The organism is Bacteroidales bacterium (assembly GCA_035299085.1).
In the GTDB taxonomy this organism is placed as follows: domain Bacteria; phylum Bacteroidota; class Bacteroidia; order Bacteroidales; family UBA10428; genus UBA5072.
In genome coordinates this window covers 155032-170157 of the sequence record DATGXG010000045.1, presented here as the reverse complement: position 1 = coordinate 170157, position 15126 = coordinate 155032, and the positions used below count along the sequence as shown (strand labels likewise).

Annotated in this window: 15 protein-coding genes; 7 read left to right on the top strand and 8 right to left on the bottom strand. The window is 41.8% G+C overall.

What is annotated here, in order from left to right:
- Positions 1-171 precede the first annotated feature (171 nt).
- Positions 172-1572 (bottom strand): MBL fold metallo-hydrolase, encoded by a 1401-nt coding sequence (locus tag VK179_14955; GenBank protein ID HLO60045.1) that lies wholly within the window; start codon positions 1570-1572, stop codon positions 172-174.
- A gap of 121 nt (positions 1573-1693) precedes the next feature.
- Between VK179_14955 and VK179_14950 the strand changes: the two genes are divergently transcribed.
- The 6 genes from VK179_14950 (at position 1694) to VK179_14925 (ending at position 8513) form a co-directional block, all read left to right on the top strand.
- Positions 1694-2428 carry an NUDIX domain-containing protein gene (locus tag VK179_14950; protein HLO60044.1) on the top strand — a complete coding sequence of 245 codons (735 nt, stop codon included), beginning with the start codon at positions 1694-1696 and terminating at the stop codon, positions 2426-2428.
- Between the two features lie 25 nt (positions 2429-2453).
- A complete protein-coding gene (locus VK179_14945) occupies positions 2454-3944 on the top strand; it encodes an FGGY family carbohydrate kinase (protein ID HLO60043.1) in 1491 nt (496 codons plus the stop codon).
- Between the two features lie 33 nt (positions 3945-3977).
- On the top strand, positions 3978-5306 hold the full coding sequence (xylA, locus tag VK179_14940) for a xylose isomerase (protein ID HLO60042.1): 1329 nt from the start codon (positions 3978-3980) through the stop codon (positions 5304-5306).
- A 10-nt stretch (positions 5307-5316) separates the two neighbouring features.
- Positions 5317-6696 (top strand): D-xylose transporter XylE, encoded by a 1380-nt coding sequence (gene xylE, locus VK179_14935; GenBank protein ID HLO60041.1) that lies wholly within the window; start codon positions 5317-5319, stop codon positions 6694-6696.
- A gap of 161 nt (positions 6697-6857) precedes the next feature.
- Complete coding sequence (locus VK179_14930) at positions 6858-7532, top strand: YggS family pyridoxal phosphate-dependent enzyme (protein HLO60040.1); 675 nt, start codon at positions 6858-6860, stop codon at positions 7530-7532.
- Positions 7533-7535: 3 nt separating this feature from the next.
- Positions 7536-8513, top strand: a complete 978-nt coding sequence (locus VK179_14925) for a dihydroorotate dehydrogenase-like protein (protein HLO60039.1) — start codon at positions 7536-7538, stop codon at positions 8511-8513.
- Here VK179_14925 and VK179_14920 read toward each other — a convergent pair.
- The 7 genes from VK179_14920 to VK179_14890 all read right to left on the bottom strand — a co-directional run bounded on the left by VK179_14920 (position 8507) and on the right by VK179_14890 (position 14587).
- On the bottom strand, positions 8507-9022 hold the full coding sequence (locus VK179_14920; GenBank protein ID HLO60038.1) for a hypothetical protein: 516 nt from the start codon (positions 9020-9022) through the stop codon (positions 8507-8509). The two genes, VK179_14925 and VK179_14920, sit on opposite strands and share 7 nt — an antisense overlap.
- A 9-nt stretch (positions 9023-9031) precedes the next feature.
- A complete protein-coding gene (gene tilS, locus VK179_14915) occupies positions 9032-10366 on the bottom strand; it encodes a tRNA lysidine(34) synthetase TilS (GenBank protein HLO60037.1) in 1335 nt (444 codons plus the stop codon).
- Between the two features lie 45 nt (positions 10367-10411).
- On the bottom strand, positions 10412-10915 hold the full coding sequence (locus VK179_14910; GenBank protein ID HLO60036.1) for a hypothetical protein: 504 nt from the start codon (positions 10913-10915) through the stop codon (positions 10412-10414).
- Complete coding sequence (gene creD, locus VK179_14905) at positions 10912-12222, bottom strand: cell envelope integrity protein CreD (GenBank protein ID HLO60035.1); 1311 nt, start codon at positions 12220-12222, stop codon at positions 10912-10914. Before creD ends, VK179_14910 begins: the two co-directional genes overlap by 4 nt.
- A gap of 55 nt (positions 12223-12277) precedes the next feature.
- Positions 12278-12574 carry a transcriptional regulator gene (locus tag VK179_14900; GenBank protein ID HLO60034.1) on the bottom strand — a complete coding sequence of 99 codons (297 nt, stop codon included), beginning with the start codon at positions 12572-12574 and terminating at the stop codon, positions 12278-12280.
- Positions 12571-13200 (bottom strand): hypothetical protein, encoded by a 630-nt coding sequence (locus tag VK179_14895; protein ID HLO60033.1) that lies wholly within the window; start codon positions 13198-13200, stop codon positions 12571-12573. The genes VK179_14900 and VK179_14895 overlap by 4 nt, the downstream gene beginning before the upstream one ends.
- 196 nt (positions 13201-13396) lie before the next feature.
- Positions 13397-14587, bottom strand: a complete 1191-nt coding sequence (locus tag VK179_14890) for a Gfo/Idh/MocA family oxidoreductase (protein ID HLO60032.1) — start codon at positions 14585-14587, stop codon at positions 13397-13399.
- Between the two features lie 123 nt (positions 14588-14710).
- Here VK179_14890 and VK179_14885 point away from each other — a divergent pair, with 123 nt between their 5' ends.
- Positions 14711-15115 (top strand): hypothetical protein, encoded by a 405-nt coding sequence (locus tag VK179_14885; protein HLO60031.1) that lies wholly within the window; start codon positions 14711-14713, stop codon positions 15113-15115.
- The last annotated feature ends 11 nt before the right edge of the window (positions 15116-15126 follow it).

Below are 15126 nucleotides of genomic sequence, written 5' to 3'. Positions count from 1 at the left end.
ATTAAAAGGTTAATTTTTAATGAGCCGCAAAGATAATATTTTTTATTTAGAGAACAAATTGTTAAGAACTTCATTCCCTATAAAGGCTTTAAGAAAACTCTGACAGGTCCTGCCGACTCTGTCAGCTCATTAACTACTCCGGTATTCTTCTGATCGGGGAAAGGGTAAAAGCTAAATTTCGATTGTTTCCCCGATTTCCGGAATAGAAATATTGGTATAGCCCGCCTTCTGCAATTCGTTCTGGAAAAACTGCTGAGATTTGTATTCCCCGTGAACAAGGAATAGTTTTTTTATTAAGGATTTATCCTGACATTCCAGAAACCTCATAATCTCACTGTAATCGGCATGTCCACTGTATGAATCAAGTCTTTCAATATCCGCTTTTACAGGATAAACCGTACCGAAAATGGATACTTCTTTATCGCCTCTTAAAATCCGGGCACCCAATGTGGACGGTGCACAATACCCCACAGCAAGAACAGTATTTTTTGGATTCGAAATACTGTTGGCAAGATGATGTTTCACCCGGCCGGCTTCCATCATACCCGATGCGGAGATGATTATGCACGGCTCCTGTGTGTCATTCAATCTTTTCGAATCCTCTACCTGCGATATGAAATGCAGGTCATTGAAGCCGAAGGGATCGGGATCCGTTTCCATTAGTTCGGCAATGGTTTCGTTAAAACACTCCTTATGAAGCCTGAATATATTGGTGGCATTAACGGATAAGGGACTGTCAACGAACACTTTTATTTTAGGAAGTTTTCCACTGTTATAAAAACTATTGAGAGAAAATAGCACTTCCTGGGTACGGCCTACACTAAATGACGGAATAATCAGTTTGCCTTTCTTTTCAATACAGGTATGCCTTATGATATCCAGTAATTTATCTTCCGCATCGCGTAACGGTTCATGCAGCCTGTCGCCATAAGTCGATTCGCATAAAAGGATATCGGCTTGCTTAAATGGTTGTGGAGAAATCAGGATTCGGTTCACCGGCCGGCCTATGTCACCTGTAAAGGCTATATAAGTCACTTTCTCGCCTTCTTTTATCTTAATGTTGATTACAGCGCTGCCTAAAAGGTGACCACTGTTTGTGAAAGTAACTTTCACCCCTTTTGTAACACGGTAAGGCTTATCATAGGCTACACCGATGAAATTCTGCATGGCCATTTCGGCATCAGCTTTCGTATATATAGGTTCTAAAGGGGGTAAATTTTTTCTTGCCCTTTTCTTGTTGTTTACCTGTGTATCATGTTCCTGGATCTTTCCGCAATCGGCCAGCATAATGGCACATAAATCACGCGTTGCATGCGTGGTAATCACTTTGCCGGTAAAACCGTTCTTGGATATATAAGGTATTAATCCCGAATGATCAATATGGGCATGACTGAGCAGAAGAAAATCAATTTCAGGGGGATTAAAGCCCAGGTTGCGGTTCATTGTATCGGTATTCATGCCTTTTCCCTGGTACATACCACAATCGAGAAGGATTTTTTTACCACTGTCAAGTGTAATCAGGTGTTTGCTGCCGGTAACCTCACGGGCGGCTCCAAGAAATTGAATTTTCATAGTGTTTGATTTCTTTACCCACAAACTTAATCATATTTTTTTTCAATTTTCACAAAAAGCTTAGCGTAAAATATACGCTAAGTTTTTTGGAAATACAATTCTTTTATTTTAATTTGGTGTCATGAAAAAAAAGACAGAAACCAGCCTTAACCCTCATGTATCCGTTGACTGCGTTGTATTTGGTTTCAATGATCAGAAACTTAAGGTATTGTTGATTGAAAGAGAAAAGGTTCCCAAGAGTCATTTAAGAGGTCACAAATTAAAATTACCGGGCAACCTGATATCTGAAATAGAGGAGTTGGATCTTTCAGCCACCAGGACACTCAAAGAACTTACCGGGTTAAACAATATTTTCCTGAAGCAATTCGGGGTGTTCAGTTCCCCTAACCGGCTTTCGCCGCCTGAAGATCTAAACTGGCTTAGAAAAACAAGCGGACTTTTAGTGGAAAGGGTTGTTACGGTGGCTTATTATTCACTGATCAAAATATCGGAAAGCAATACAACGGACAGAACGATATGGCATACTGTAAATGAGTTGCCGGAATTAATCTTCGACCATAATCTTATAGTGCATAAAGCGCTTGAAGCGCTAAGAAAAGAGATCCGTACAGAGCCCGTGTGTTTTGAGCTTCTCCCAAAAAAATTCACAATAAGGCAAATGCAGAACCTCTACGAGGCTATTTTGGGTGAACGATTAGATAACAGGAATTTCAGAAAGAAAATAAAACCCCTTGAATTCCTTACACCATTGTCTGAAAAAGAAAAGGAAGTGAATCACAAACCGGCACAGTTATACAAATTCGATAAAAGGCTGTATGAAAAACACCGCAAAGTGATCAGCGGCTTTAACCTGTAATTATTTACTCATTATAATTTAAACTATGTATTTATTAGGTTACGACATTGGAAGTTCATCCGTAAAGGCCAGCCTTGTTGAAATCAATACAGGCGAATGCATTGCAGGAGTCTTCTATCCGAAACAGGAAATGCCTATTATAGCGGTGAAAGCCGGTTGGGCTGAACAGGATCCTGCCATGTGGTGGGATAACCTGAAACTGGCAACCCGTGAAGTACTGCGGACTTCCGGTATAAAACCTTCTGATATCAAAGCCATCGGTATCTCTTACCAGATGCACGGGCTTGTTTGTGTTGACAAATACAATAAGGTGCTCCGGCCTTCAATAATCTGGTGCGACAGCCGTGCTGTTGAAATAGGCAGCAAGGCATTCAAAGATAATACTGAAGAAAAATGCCTCAGTCATCTGCTCAATTCTCCCGGTAATTTCACAGCTTCTAAACTGATGTGGGTAAAGCAGAATGAACCTGCCATCTTTAAAAATATACATAAAATCATGCTTCCTGGCGATTATATCGCGATGAAGCTTACAGGCGAAATCTGCACTACGGTAACCGGTTTGTCCGAAGGTATGTTTTGGGATTTCAGTAAAAAGACGCCTGCCGGTTTTCTCATGGATTATTATGGCTTTTCACATGACGTGCTTCCGGAAATTAAGCCGGTCTTTTCTGTTCAGGGAACAACAAACCGGTGGGCTGCTGATGAACTCGGCCTTGCTGAAGGTATTCCGGTTGCCTACCGCGCCGGTGACCAGCCAAACAATGCTTTCTCACTCAATGTGCTTGAGCCGGGTGAAATTGCTGCAACAGCCGGAACTTCAGGCGTAGTTTACGGCGTGTCGGATGTGGTGCGTTATGATCCGCAATCCCGTGTAAATACATTTGCCCATGTGAATTATACTAATGATCAGACAAGGCTTGGTGTGCTGCTATGTATTAATGGCACCGGTATACTGAATTCATGGGTAAAGAAAAATTCAGGATTTGCAGGCTATGATGAAATGAACGCCGCAGCTTCCGGAGTACCTGTAGGTTCGGATGACCTGTCTATTCTTCCTTTCGGAAACGGTGCCGAGCGGATGCTTGGAAACCTTGATCCCGGCTGTTACCTGGGTCATATCGATTTCAACAGGCATAGCAGAAATACAGTTGCCCGTGCCGCCCAGGAAGGAATTGTGTTTGCCTTTCATTATGGTATGGAAATCATGAAGCAAACAGGCATTAAACCTTCGGTTATCCGGGCGGGACATGCCAATATGTTCCTCAGTCCCATTTTCCGTGAAACCCTTGCCGGCATATCCGGTGCAGTCATTGAACTGTATAATACCGATGGCTCACAGGGTGCAGCGAAAGGAGCGGGAGTCGGTTCAGGATATTACAAAAGCGCAAAAGAAGCTTTTTCGGGACTCAGGAAAATCGCAGTTGTAAATCCCGATTCTTCAAAAACTGAGCAATACAGGGAAGCTTATAAAAAGTGGATCGACATGCTGAATAAATTTTTACCAGAAAATAAGTAACAACCAATAAAAATTACCTAACAAACAATTCATATGAAAGTAACAATCGGCAAAAAAGAGTTTTTTCCGGGTATTGGAAAAATAAATTTCGAAGGCTGGGAATCAAAAAATCCCCTTGCTTTTCGCTGTTATGATGAGAACCGCAAGGTTGGCAAGAAAACAATGAAAGACCATTTCAAATTTGCAGTGGCTTATTGGCACTCATTCTGTGGTGGCGGCAGAGATCCGTTCGGTCCTGAAACAAGGCCAATGCCCTGGAACGAAAGCACCGATCCTATACAGAATGCCAAGGATAAAATGGACGCCGCTTTCGAATTCATCACAAAAATGGGAATTCCGTATTACTGTTTCCATGATATAGACCTGGTTGACGAAGGTAATCTTTTCAAAGATTATGAAAAGAGGCTGAAAACTATGGTTGACTATGCAGGTAAAAAACAAAAGGAATCAGGAGTTAAATTGTTGTGGGGAACTGCCAATGTTTTCGGAAATCCGCGATACATGAACGGTGCTGCTACCAATCCCGACTTCAATGTTCTGACCTGTGCAGCTTTCCAGGTAAAAAATGCTCTTGATGCTACTATAGCTCTTGGCGGCGAGAATTACGTTTTCTGGGGCGGTCGTGAAGGCTATATGAGTCTCCTGAATACCAATATGAAACGCGAGCAGGAACACCTGGCAAAATTCCTCCATACGGCTAAGGATTATGCCCGCAAGAATGGTTTCAAAGGCTGGTTCTTTATTGAACCCAAACCCATGGAGCCCACAAAACACCAGTACGATTTTGATGCTGCAACCGTTGTTGGATTCCTCCGCAATTACGGACTTGACAAGGATTTCAAACTGAATATCGAGGTTAACCATGCAACACTTGCAGGCCATAGCTTCCAGCACGATCTGCAGGTAGCTGCTGATGCCGGAATGCTGGGCAGTATTGATGCAAACCGCGGTGATGCTTTCAACGGATGGGATACAGACCAGTTCCCCATTGACCTTTATGAACTGACTGAGGCTATGCTTGTAATTCTTGAGGCAGGTGGCTTACAGGGCGGCGGAACAAACTTTGACGCAAAAATCCGCAGAAATTCAACGGATCTCGAGGATCTTTTCATCGCTCATATTTCTGCCATGGACGCATTTGCAAGGGCTCTTACAATTGCAAATAATATCATGGAGAAATCACCGTACCTCAAAATGCGCAAAGACCGTTATGCTTCATTCGACAAAGGCAATGGAAAAGCTTTTGAAGAAGGCAAATTTACCCTCGAAGATCTTGCTGCCCTCGCTCAGAAAAATGGCGAACCTAAGCTGATCAGCGGTAAACAGGAGCTTTATGAGGCATTGATAAACATGTACATTTGATTCTCAAAACATGAAAGGTCGCAACGTAGTTTACATTTATAGCCTGACACTGGTTGCAACCCTGGGAGGTCTGCTGTTCGGGTATGACACTGCAGTTATATCCGGGGCTGAAAAGTCCCTGCAGACCTACCTGATCACGAGCCTTGGATTGAACTCATGGATTCATGGGGCTACAATTTCAAGCGCACTGATCGGTTGCATCATTGGTGGAATTTTCTCCGGAGTGCTTTCTTCACGATTGGGCAGAAAGAGAACCATGCTGCTTTCATCAGCTTTGTTCTTTATATCTGCTTTGGGTTCAGGATACCCTGAATTCCTGTTTTTCACCAAAGGTGTACCAACTCTCGGAGTCCTCTTTATGTTCAACTTTTATCGTATCATCGGTGGGATAGGGGTTGGACTTGCATCAGCGGTTGTACCCATGTATATTGGAGAAATTGCACCTGCGGATATAAGGGGAAGACTTGTATCGTGGAACCAGTTTGCCATCATATTCGGAATGCTGGTTGTGTATTTTGTGAACTGGGGTATTGCCCATGGTAAAACCATCGAATGGATTGACAGCATTGGCTGGAGATGGATGTTCTTCTCCAACGCCGTTCCTGCAGGATTATTCGGTATCTTGCTTCTTTTTGTGCCCGAAAGTCCACGTTTTATGGCACTTTTAGGTCATGACGGGAAAGCGCTTGATGTTCTCACAAAAATTAACGGCGCCGAAAGGGCAAAGGACATTTTCAGGGAGATCAAAGATACAGTTGAAAAATCTTCAGGAAAGCTGTTCTCTTATGGTAAGATTGTAATTATCATAGGAATCCTGCTCTCGGTGTTCCAGCAGTTTGTTGGAATTAATGTGGCCCTGTATTATGCTCCCAGAATTTTTGAAAGCATGGGATCAGGAAAAGATACCTCTATGATGCAGACTGTGGTTATGGGATTGGTAAATGTAATATTTACAGTTCTTGCTATAATTACAGTCGACAAATGGGGCCGGAAACCATTGCTGATGGTTGGATCCATAGGCATGGCCATTGGTATGTTCGCCATCGGCGCCCTTGCATTTTTTAATGTAATCGGTATAGGTACACTTATTTTCATTATTATCTATACTGCTTCATTCATGATGTCGTGGGGACCGATATGCTGGGTACTGATATCCGAGATATTCCCGAATAAGATCAGGGGACGCGCTGTTGCTATTGCCGTAGCGGCACAATGGGCGGCCAACTATCTTATTTCATCCACTTACCCTGCCATGATGGAATTAAGCAGCGCAGGAACCTATTGGTTTTATGGTGCTATGAGCATTCTTTCATTCATATTCGTCTGGAAAATGGTTCCTGAAACCAAAGGCAAAACGCTTGAGGAGATGGAAAAGCTTTGGAAGAAATAGATCTTTAAAGACGTGGGCCTGTAGTAGAGACGCACGGCCGTGCGTCTCTACGAAACCGAACGCCGAATACCAAATACCGAATACTGAATACCTCAACGTATTCAGTATTCTCTTTTTGTACAGACCCCTTTTTTAATTAAATTTGTTATACACACTATGAAATGGGTATAGCAGAGAACATAACCTCCCTCAGGAAAGCCATTCCTCAGAACGTTGAGATCATCGCAGTGTCTAAAACAAGACCTGTTACTGATCTGCTCACTGCTTATAATGCAGGTCAGCGTGCCTTTGGTGAAAATAAAGTACAGGAAATCATTCAAAAGCAACCTCTTATGCCTGATGATGTGGAATGGCATATGATCGGACATCTCCAAAGTAACAAGATCAAATATATCATTTCCCGGATTCATCTTATCCATTCGGTCGACAGCCTTAAACTGCTGGTTGATATCAACAGGGAAGCCGCTAAAATAAACCGTATTGTCGACTGTCTTTTACAGATTCACATAGCAAGCGAGGAATCGAAATTCGGATTGAGTTTTGATGAGGCTTCTTCACTGCTGAATTCTGATGAATATAAAAAAGCATCGCATATTCGCATCAGGGGCCTGATGGGCATGGCCACTTTTACGGATGATGAAATACAGGTCAGACAGGAATTCGATCAATTGGCATCCTTTTTTAAGGTTATTCGTGAAAAGTGGTTCACTACAAATACCATGTTTTCCGAGCTGTCAATGGGTATGTCGGGCGACTATAAACTGGCAATTGATGCCGGGTCAACAATGGTCAGGATCGGAACCTCAATATTCGGGGAAAGAAACTATAATCTTTAAATCATGGCGGATATCACCACAAATTATCTTGGTATGGGCCTTAAAAGCCCTTTGATCATTAGTAGCTCCGGTCTGACCAATTCTCCGGAGAAAATTTTGAAGTATGAACAATATGGCGCAGGTGCAGTAGTTCTTAAATCTCTTTTTGAGGAACAGATAAACTATGATTCAGGAAGACTGGTTGAGGACGGACTGTCACCCGAAGCTCACGATTATATTACAGGATATTCAAAAGCCAATTCTGTGGAAGAATATCTGAAACTGATCGAAAAAGCTAAAAAGACTGTAAGTATCCCTGTAATTGCAAGTATTAATTGCATGAGTTTGCGTGACTGGGTTTCCTATGCCAGGAATATTGAAAGTGCAGGTGCTGATGCTCTTGAACTGAACGTATTCTTTCTGGCTTCAGATTCAGGCCAATCGTCAGAGAGTATTGAAAATTTATACAACGACATCCTTATTAAGGTAAGGTCGATAACCAAATTTCCCATTGCTGTGAAAATGAGCAGTCATTTCACCAACCTGGTTCATACCGTCAATAATTTATACGTAAGGGGAGCAAGCGGTGTGGTTCTGTTCAATCGTTTCTATGAGCCGGATATCGATGTGAATAAGTTGGAAATCACTTCTTCCGCGGTATTTAGCAAACCGGCAGATATAAGACAATCCCTCAGGTGGATCGGCATCATTTCAGATAAAGTGGAAAAAATCCACATTGCAGCATCAGGTGGCGTGCATGACGGTGAAGCGGCAATAAAGCAAATTCTGGCAGGGGCAAAGGCAGTGCAGGTTTGTTCGGTAATTTATGAGAAAGGTGCCGAATACATTAAGCAAATAAACAGTGAAATAAGCTCCTGGATGGATTCAAAAGGATTTTCATCCATTGAACAGTTCCGTGGAAAACTCAATTATAAAAATAACGGCAATCCTGCACTTTATGAGAGATCACAGTTCATGAAGTACTTTTCGGAACATCAGTAACTTTCAACAACCTTACGAAGCTCCCTGAACAGTGGCATTTTTTCTTCGGCTATTATATTCTCCGAGTCTTTGAGAATATGAATGCATTGGTGTATTTCTTCATCCCCGGCATTGGGCAATGACTCTTCAATAACTGTAAAGGCTTCAAGAGCGGTTTCGTAATTTCCGCTGATAAAAAGGCCTGTGAAAACATCCAGGAATTTACTGAAATCGAGTCCCGACTGCCAGCACGCAGCAATGATGTCCTTCTGGTTGTCACCATAATCCTTGTTTTGAAGGGATTTGGCTATGACCGGAACAGCATTTTGCGACTTAATCTCACTGATCATTTTAATAATCTCATTGCTTATTACGGGGAAATCGTTCCTGTGCAGCTGCTCAAAAAGCACAGGAAGAATATTGATTGAACCCGAATTGCGAACTTCCATGATGGCCTGCATCATTCGTTTTGCATTCGAACTTTCAAAAGATGCCACCCAGCTTTTTTCTATACTGTTCAATTTTTCCATAAAGAAGAATTACTGCAATTCAATTATAAGAATATTTTGCGTTTGTTCAGTTATCTTAAACCTGTCATCAATTCTTAGGTTCACTATCCATGCTATTTTTCCTTCTGATTCAATTACCCACACGTTATCTTTGTCGGGAAGCGGAAGCTTAATGTTGATCAGAAAGTCACTCAGTTTTTTAGAACCGTTTGAACCAAGAGGATAAAAACGGTCGCCATGGGTCCATTTTCTAACTAGTATTGGAAATCGGATCAGGTCAGCATCCAACGCAGCAGTTTTTGGACTTACCGGTATCGTAAAATCGTCCGTTTTTTTTATCCTTGTGAGTTTAATAGATAGAGGAAAACGGATTTCAGATGTGTTTTCATGAATCATCACTTCAGCGTTTTGATGATTCTTATTCTTTGTGACAATCAGATAATCCCTGTCACGGGTGAGAATATGTGAACCGGTATGAAATTGCTTTCCCGAAGCGGAACAATCAAGCGTCCTGATCAATGCATCCTGGTTCAGATGAGTAATTCCGAATGGCTTAAGAAATTCAAACAGGATCAGTTCATAAGCTGGTAATTGTTTTAATCCTTCTATATCAATCAGTATCCTGTCATCCTTTTCATTCCACAACTTTTCTTTAGCCTGCGCAATAAAATGATCAAGTATAACGCCTGTCTGCTGCACACGATCTATTGTATCCAGGGCATTCTGGAGAAACGCGGGATTAATCGATTCAAAAGCAGGAATAATCAGATGCCGTATTTTGTTCCTGTGATACTTGGTTTGTTCATTGGATGAATCATCGCGCCATCGAAGATTATGTTCACCGGCGTATTTTTCAATGTCAGCCCTTGTTGCAAATAACAGAGGTCTAATGATAAGGCCATTAACCGGTTTTATGCCCATCAATCCCCTTAAACCGGTTCCTCTGGATAAATTGAGCAGCATGGTTTCAACCACATCATTTTTATTATGACCAGTAGCTATATAATCGTAGTTGTATTCACCTGAAAGGGTTGTGAACCACTCATACCGGAGGTCGCGGGCTGCCATCTGGATTGAAATTCCTTTATCAGTGGCATATTCGGATGTTTGAAACCGGCGTGAATAAAAAGGTACGTTATACTGCACTGCCAACTCCCGGACAAATTTTTCGTCACCATCGGATTCAGCGCCACGAAGGGCGAAATTACAATGGGCTATGGCGAACGGCAATCCGGCGGAATGAAAAAGATGGGACATAACAGCGGAATCGATGCCACCACTTACGGTGAGCAAGAATCTTCCGCTGTTATGTCCCTTGCATATCGAATCAAGGTATTGCAGGAATTGCTGAAGCATGACTGTCATACAATAACTGCGCGAAGTTAATTATTCTTCTGCAGTAAGCTGTCGTCAGTATAGTTTTATCCTGATCCTCTTGAATTCATTCAGATTCAGCACGTCACCCATGAGCATATATCCTCGGACCATCACGTAAAGATTCTTTGCATTTCGCGGAACATCAAATATTAATATGGTTTCCTGTGAATCTCCATGTTCCGTGATATATTCCTTTTGCCAGTTAAATGGATGTAATGAATTATAGGTCTTCTGCAAAGCAGTGTTGTTTTCAAATATGCTTCCTTTTTCAGTCATCACATAGGCAATTGTATTATCCCATTTATGATCCACTCTGAGTGCGTTGTTCTGAACTCTGTAGTGAACAATAACAAACCGGCCTGCCGGATATATCCATGATTTTTCCGATTGAATAGAATCGGCCTTTTCAAAACCTGTAACGCTGTACTCGAAATCGTCATGGCGTATGCTTTCATTGAGGCCGATGATCTGATTCTTGCAGCCTGCTGTAATTCCAAAGAAAAGCAGCAAATAAAATAAACGGAATGCATTCATCATACTCTTTTTTTAGTCGTGGAATACCAGTCTATTTTTCTTGAGAAATACATAATAATCCCGAGAATGATTATTAGGCCAATATTTCCGAAAAGCAGTGAATAATCCGAAAGCTGCAGAATGACAAACAAAAAGGTATACAGCGATATTAGTGCCAGGCAAACCGTAAGGGTTACCTTCCTGATTCTATAGATCGAGTGTGTGTACAGGCCCATCATCATAAGGATTACAAGCGCAGCCACAAAATAGGATAGATTGAAAGGTAAATACTCCGCCAGGGCTATGAGCAACGAATAGAATATGGTTAACGCAAAACCTGATAAAATGTAACTCACAGGGTGAACACGGATGCCGGTCATAATTTCTGCGAAAAAGAATACAAGAAAAGTTAGGCCGATAAAAAGTATGGCATACTTTGCCGAACGTTCTGATTTCTGGTAAGTGTCCACCGGTGTTAGTAAGTCAACACCGAAAGCGGATTCTTTAATTGAATAGTTATTGTTGATCCACTGCTGGGGATAATTTCTGTTAATTTCCAGGATATTCCAGGTTGCTTCGAATCCTTTTTCATTCACCTTATTGCTATCCGGAAGAAATGATCCGCTGAAGCTTGGAGATGACCATGGAGAAGTAAGATGAACACTGGTTTCTTTTCCGATGGGGACAAAATTAACCGACTGGCTTCCATTCAGGTCAAGATCAAAGGAAAACTCAGCTCCTGACGAAGGATCAGCCATTACTATCGCGTGAATCCCGGATTCAGCGAAATCGTTGGTTTTCAAGCCGGGAATAACAGGAACCGTTGTATCGCCCCATTGGATACTAATGTTCTTATTTATACCCCGCATATCGGGTATGCCGATTTCAATATACGCCTTATTCCTGCCAGCCAGATTCAGATTCAGGTTTTTCAGGTCGAGGGCTGAGAAGTGTCCTTTCACATGAAGCCTTGCATTATATAAGGTTACAGTATATATTCCCCTGTGCCGTTCCTCCGGTAATACTGTACCCTCAACAGTAAGGTTATCCGGCAAAAAATGGGCATATTCCGTAACAGTGTAGGACTCCTTACCATTCTTATGAAGGCTCTGATAAGGAATGGTTAAAACGGGACCTGTAATAGTCTGTGAATTTCCCCATGACGACGATACTTCATTGATGGTTTCTGTCCGGCGCTGCTGCCGTTCCCTGATCAGGTCAAGAATCATCGCTGCAGGAATCAGCAGAAGAAGAGAAAGAAAACCGATAAGTCCGAGCTTGAATCCGACGGAGCTGAAGAAACCGCTCACTGATTTTTCTAATGTTTCCATAATTTTAATTTTAAAAGTACTTTGAAATACAGAGTGAATGAATAAAAAAATAGAATTATTTTTTGGTTAATAATTTTGATAAGTTTTCAAGATGTTCTGAAAAGGCTTTCCGGCCATAGTCTGTCACACTGAATGTTGTATTTGGTTTTTTACCAACGAACTGCTTATGCACTTCAATAAGACCGTTCTTTTCAAGCGCGGTGAGGTGACTGGCCAGGTTACCATCAGTCACATCCAGCAGTTCGCGCAGGCTGATGAAGTCAATCGTGTCGTTAACCATAAGGATTGACATTATGCCTAATCGTATACGGTTTTCGAACTGCTTATTCAGCTTTGAAATAATCTCTTTCACGATTCAGATTTTTCGTAGCGGTTATACATGAACGAACCGTAAACTATATGTAGAAACCCGAATCCGAAAGCCCAGATAAGCAGGGCATAATCGGGTAAAAATCCTGAGATAAGTCCCAGGACTGTTTCAAAAATCCCTAGCAGCCTGATTTCGTTAAAAGTGTACTTTCCTGCATTTAAAAGGGCCAGACCGTAATAAATCAGGGTTGACGGTAGGATGAGGAAAAAAAGTCCATAATAGGCAAGCAGGCCGCAAAAGATTCCGCCTGTAGCAAGCGGCAGGCACAGATTAATCACAAGCCGGCGGGCGGTCCGGTCCCATACCTTCAGTCCCTTGCTCCTGGCTCTGCGAGTGGTAAAAAAGACTGCTGCAATGAGTGCAACAACAAGGACTACAAGGGCACCGGCAAGGATATATAACCAGCGATAGTCGCCCGGTTCAAAATCCCTTAAGTTGAAAAACTCAAGATTATAATCAAGGTATATATAAACTGCCACTGTGCCGATAAGGGCAATAATTCCTGCTGAAATGCCTGATAAACCGCTCAACGAAATGAATCTCGATGAGCGTTCCATCAAATCGCGGATTTCATTTAGCTGCTGTATGGGTTCCTTATTTTGTGCCATAAAAAGTACTTTGAATGACAAAGTAACGAATATTATTTTTATTCTCCAAATGGTTTCACCCTTGAAGGGTACCGATTCCTTTTATAATATCAGTAGATAGAGAGTTACAGAAATAAAAGACACCCTTGAAGGGTATAGGTAACTGATTTAAGATTAACGAAGTTTAACCCAAACCTCAAACCTCAAACCTCAAACCTCAAACAAACCTCTGACTTATAACACCGGTATTTTTATGCTTAAGGATCAATTTCACCTTGCCGTCGGGTAAGGTTTCCTGCTTTACAAGAAGGTGATTTGCATCAAATTCTTTCAATGCGTTGATGGGATCCGTTTTTTCATTTCCCAGCCAGATTTCGGTTTTTACAGGTTCCCATTTCTTTGATCTGGATGACCGGTAACAGGCATCCATAATCTCATTCACAATGTAGCCATCATAAAATGTTTCTTTGGGTTCCTTTTTATTTTCAAATGAGCTGAACATGTCAGTAAACATATCGGTATAACCCAGCTCAACCACTTCGTCACCAACAGGGAAAAGCCATCCCTTTTCAGTCTCTGCTTTTTCAGCTACATAACTGCCCTTTCCGCCTGCAGTGAACATTTCAAACCCGGTTCTCATAAAATTGTTTACCCAAATGGTGCCTTCTGTTCCCATCACTTCATCACGCAGATCCATACCGCCTCTGAATGACCAGCTGACTTCAAACTGGCCAATGGCTCCGTTTTCATATTTTACCCAACCCAGTGCATTGTCCTCGGCTTCGATGGGTTTAACAAGGGTATCAGCCCAGCACATCACTTCAACCGGTCTTATATTTTTTCCAATGTAATTCCTGGATATTTCGATGCAATGGCAACCCATATCGAGCAAAACTCCACCGCCGGATATGTCTTTTGTCCAGAACCACGCACTGTGCGGGCCGGGGTGTGTTTCTCTTGATCTTGCCCATGTAACCTGTCCGATAGCTCCTGAGCGCACTGATTGTACCGCTTTCAGTGTTTTGGGCGTATAAACCAGGTCTTCAAGGTAACCGTGCATAATACCTGCTTTCTCAGCTGCATCCAGCATCTGCTTTGCTTCATCGGCATTGCATCCCAATGGTTTTGTGCAGAGAACGGCTTTCCGGGCGGCAGCTGCCAGTTTCACCGCTTCAAGGTGAAGATTATTAGGAAGCGCTATAACTACAATATCTATGTCAGGGTCTTCTACAGCAGCTTTCATGGATGTCGTCCATTTGGGAATACCGTGCTTCATAGCAAATGCTTTGCCCCTGGCGTCATCTCTTGAGTAAATAATTTCAACCCGGTCACGGCTTCGCTGACCGTGAAGTGAAAACGTATAAAAATCGCCGATAAAACCGGCACCCAGCATGGCTATCTTTGTCATAAAATAAAAATTAAGGCTTTTATCAAATTTACATTTTCATCTTTTACAAAAGAAATACTGGTGATATCTTTTTTGAATTCCTGCTTATTTCTTCGTATCATCGTCAGCTAAAATTTAACCATCATGAATAAAATTTTCATCATCGCACTGGCAATCTTCTGGCCGGTTGGTATTCAGGCACAGGACAAAAAAGCCGTAAATAATAATCTCAAAACCATTAAAACATATGAACAGAAATGGGAAAAGGGAACTGCCGGCAAAGTAAACTTGGAAAGCATGGTTACTTATGATCAGAAAGGAAATTTAATTGAAGAGATAGAATACAAGGAAGGTAAAATTGACAGGCATTTCACCTATAAGTATGATGAAAACAACAATAAGACCCAGGAGACAGAGCTTGATCCTTCAGGCAAAAAGATAAAGATCATCGTTTATGTGTATGATAAAAATCTGAAGACTGAAAAAACAGTGTATGATGGAAGCAATCATATTCTCTCTAAGAAAACTTATAAATACGAGACTTATTGATCAGATTTTCG

Excerpts from the sequence above, each read along its gene's own strand:
- VK179_14945 (HLO60043.1), top strand. The coding sequence starts at position 2,454 with ATGTATTTATTAGGTTACGACATTGGAAGTTCATCCGTAAAGGCCAGC.
- xylA (HLO60042.1), top strand. The coding sequence starts at position 3,978 with ATGAAAGTAACAATCGGCAAAAAAGAGTTTTTTCCGGGTATTGGAAAA.
- VK179_14950 (HLO60044.1), top strand. The coding sequence starts at position 1,694 with ATGAAAAAAAAGACAGAAACCAGCCTTAACCCTCATGTATCCGTTGAC.
- VK179_14890 (HLO60032.1), bottom strand. The coding sequence starts at position 14,587 with ATGACAAAGATAGCCATGCTGGGTGCCGGTTTTATCGGCGATTTTTAT.
- VK179_14925 (HLO60039.1), top strand. The coding sequence starts at position 7,536 with ATGGCGGATATCACCACAAATTATCTTGGTATGGGCCTTAAAAGCCCT.
- VK179_14910 (HLO60036.1), bottom strand. The coding sequence starts at position 10,915 with ATGATGAATGCATTCCGTTTATTTTATTTGCTGCTTTTCTTTGGAATT.
- VK179_14885 (HLO60031.1), top strand. The coding sequence starts at position 14,711 with ATGAATAAAATTTTCATCATCGCACTGGCAATCTTCTGGCCGGTTGGT.
- VK179_14955 (HLO60045.1), bottom strand. The coding sequence starts at position 1,572 with ATGAAAATTCAATTTCTTGGAGCCGCCCGTGAGGTTACCGGCAGCAAA.
- VK179_14930 (HLO60040.1), top strand. The coding sequence starts at position 6,858 with ATGGGTATAGCAGAGAACATAACCTCCCTCAGGAAAGCCATTCCTCAG.
- creD (HLO60035.1), bottom strand. The coding sequence starts at position 12,222 with ATGGAAACATTAGAAAAATCAGTGAGCGGTTTCTTCAGCTCCGTCGGA.
- VK179_14895 (HLO60033.1), bottom strand. The coding sequence starts at position 13,200 with ATGGCACAAAATAAGGAACCCATACAGCAGCTAAATGAAATCCGCGAT.
- xylE (HLO60041.1), top strand. The coding sequence starts at position 5,317 with ATGAAAGGTCGCAACGTAGTTTACATTTATAGCCTGACACTGGTTGCA.
- tilS (HLO60037.1), bottom strand. The coding sequence starts at position 10,366 with ATGACAGTCATGCTTCAGCAATTCCTGCAATACCTTGATTCGATATGC.
- VK179_14920 (HLO60038.1), bottom strand. The coding sequence starts at position 9,022 with ATGGAAAAATTGAACAGTATAGAAAAAAGCTGGGTGGCATCTTTTGAA.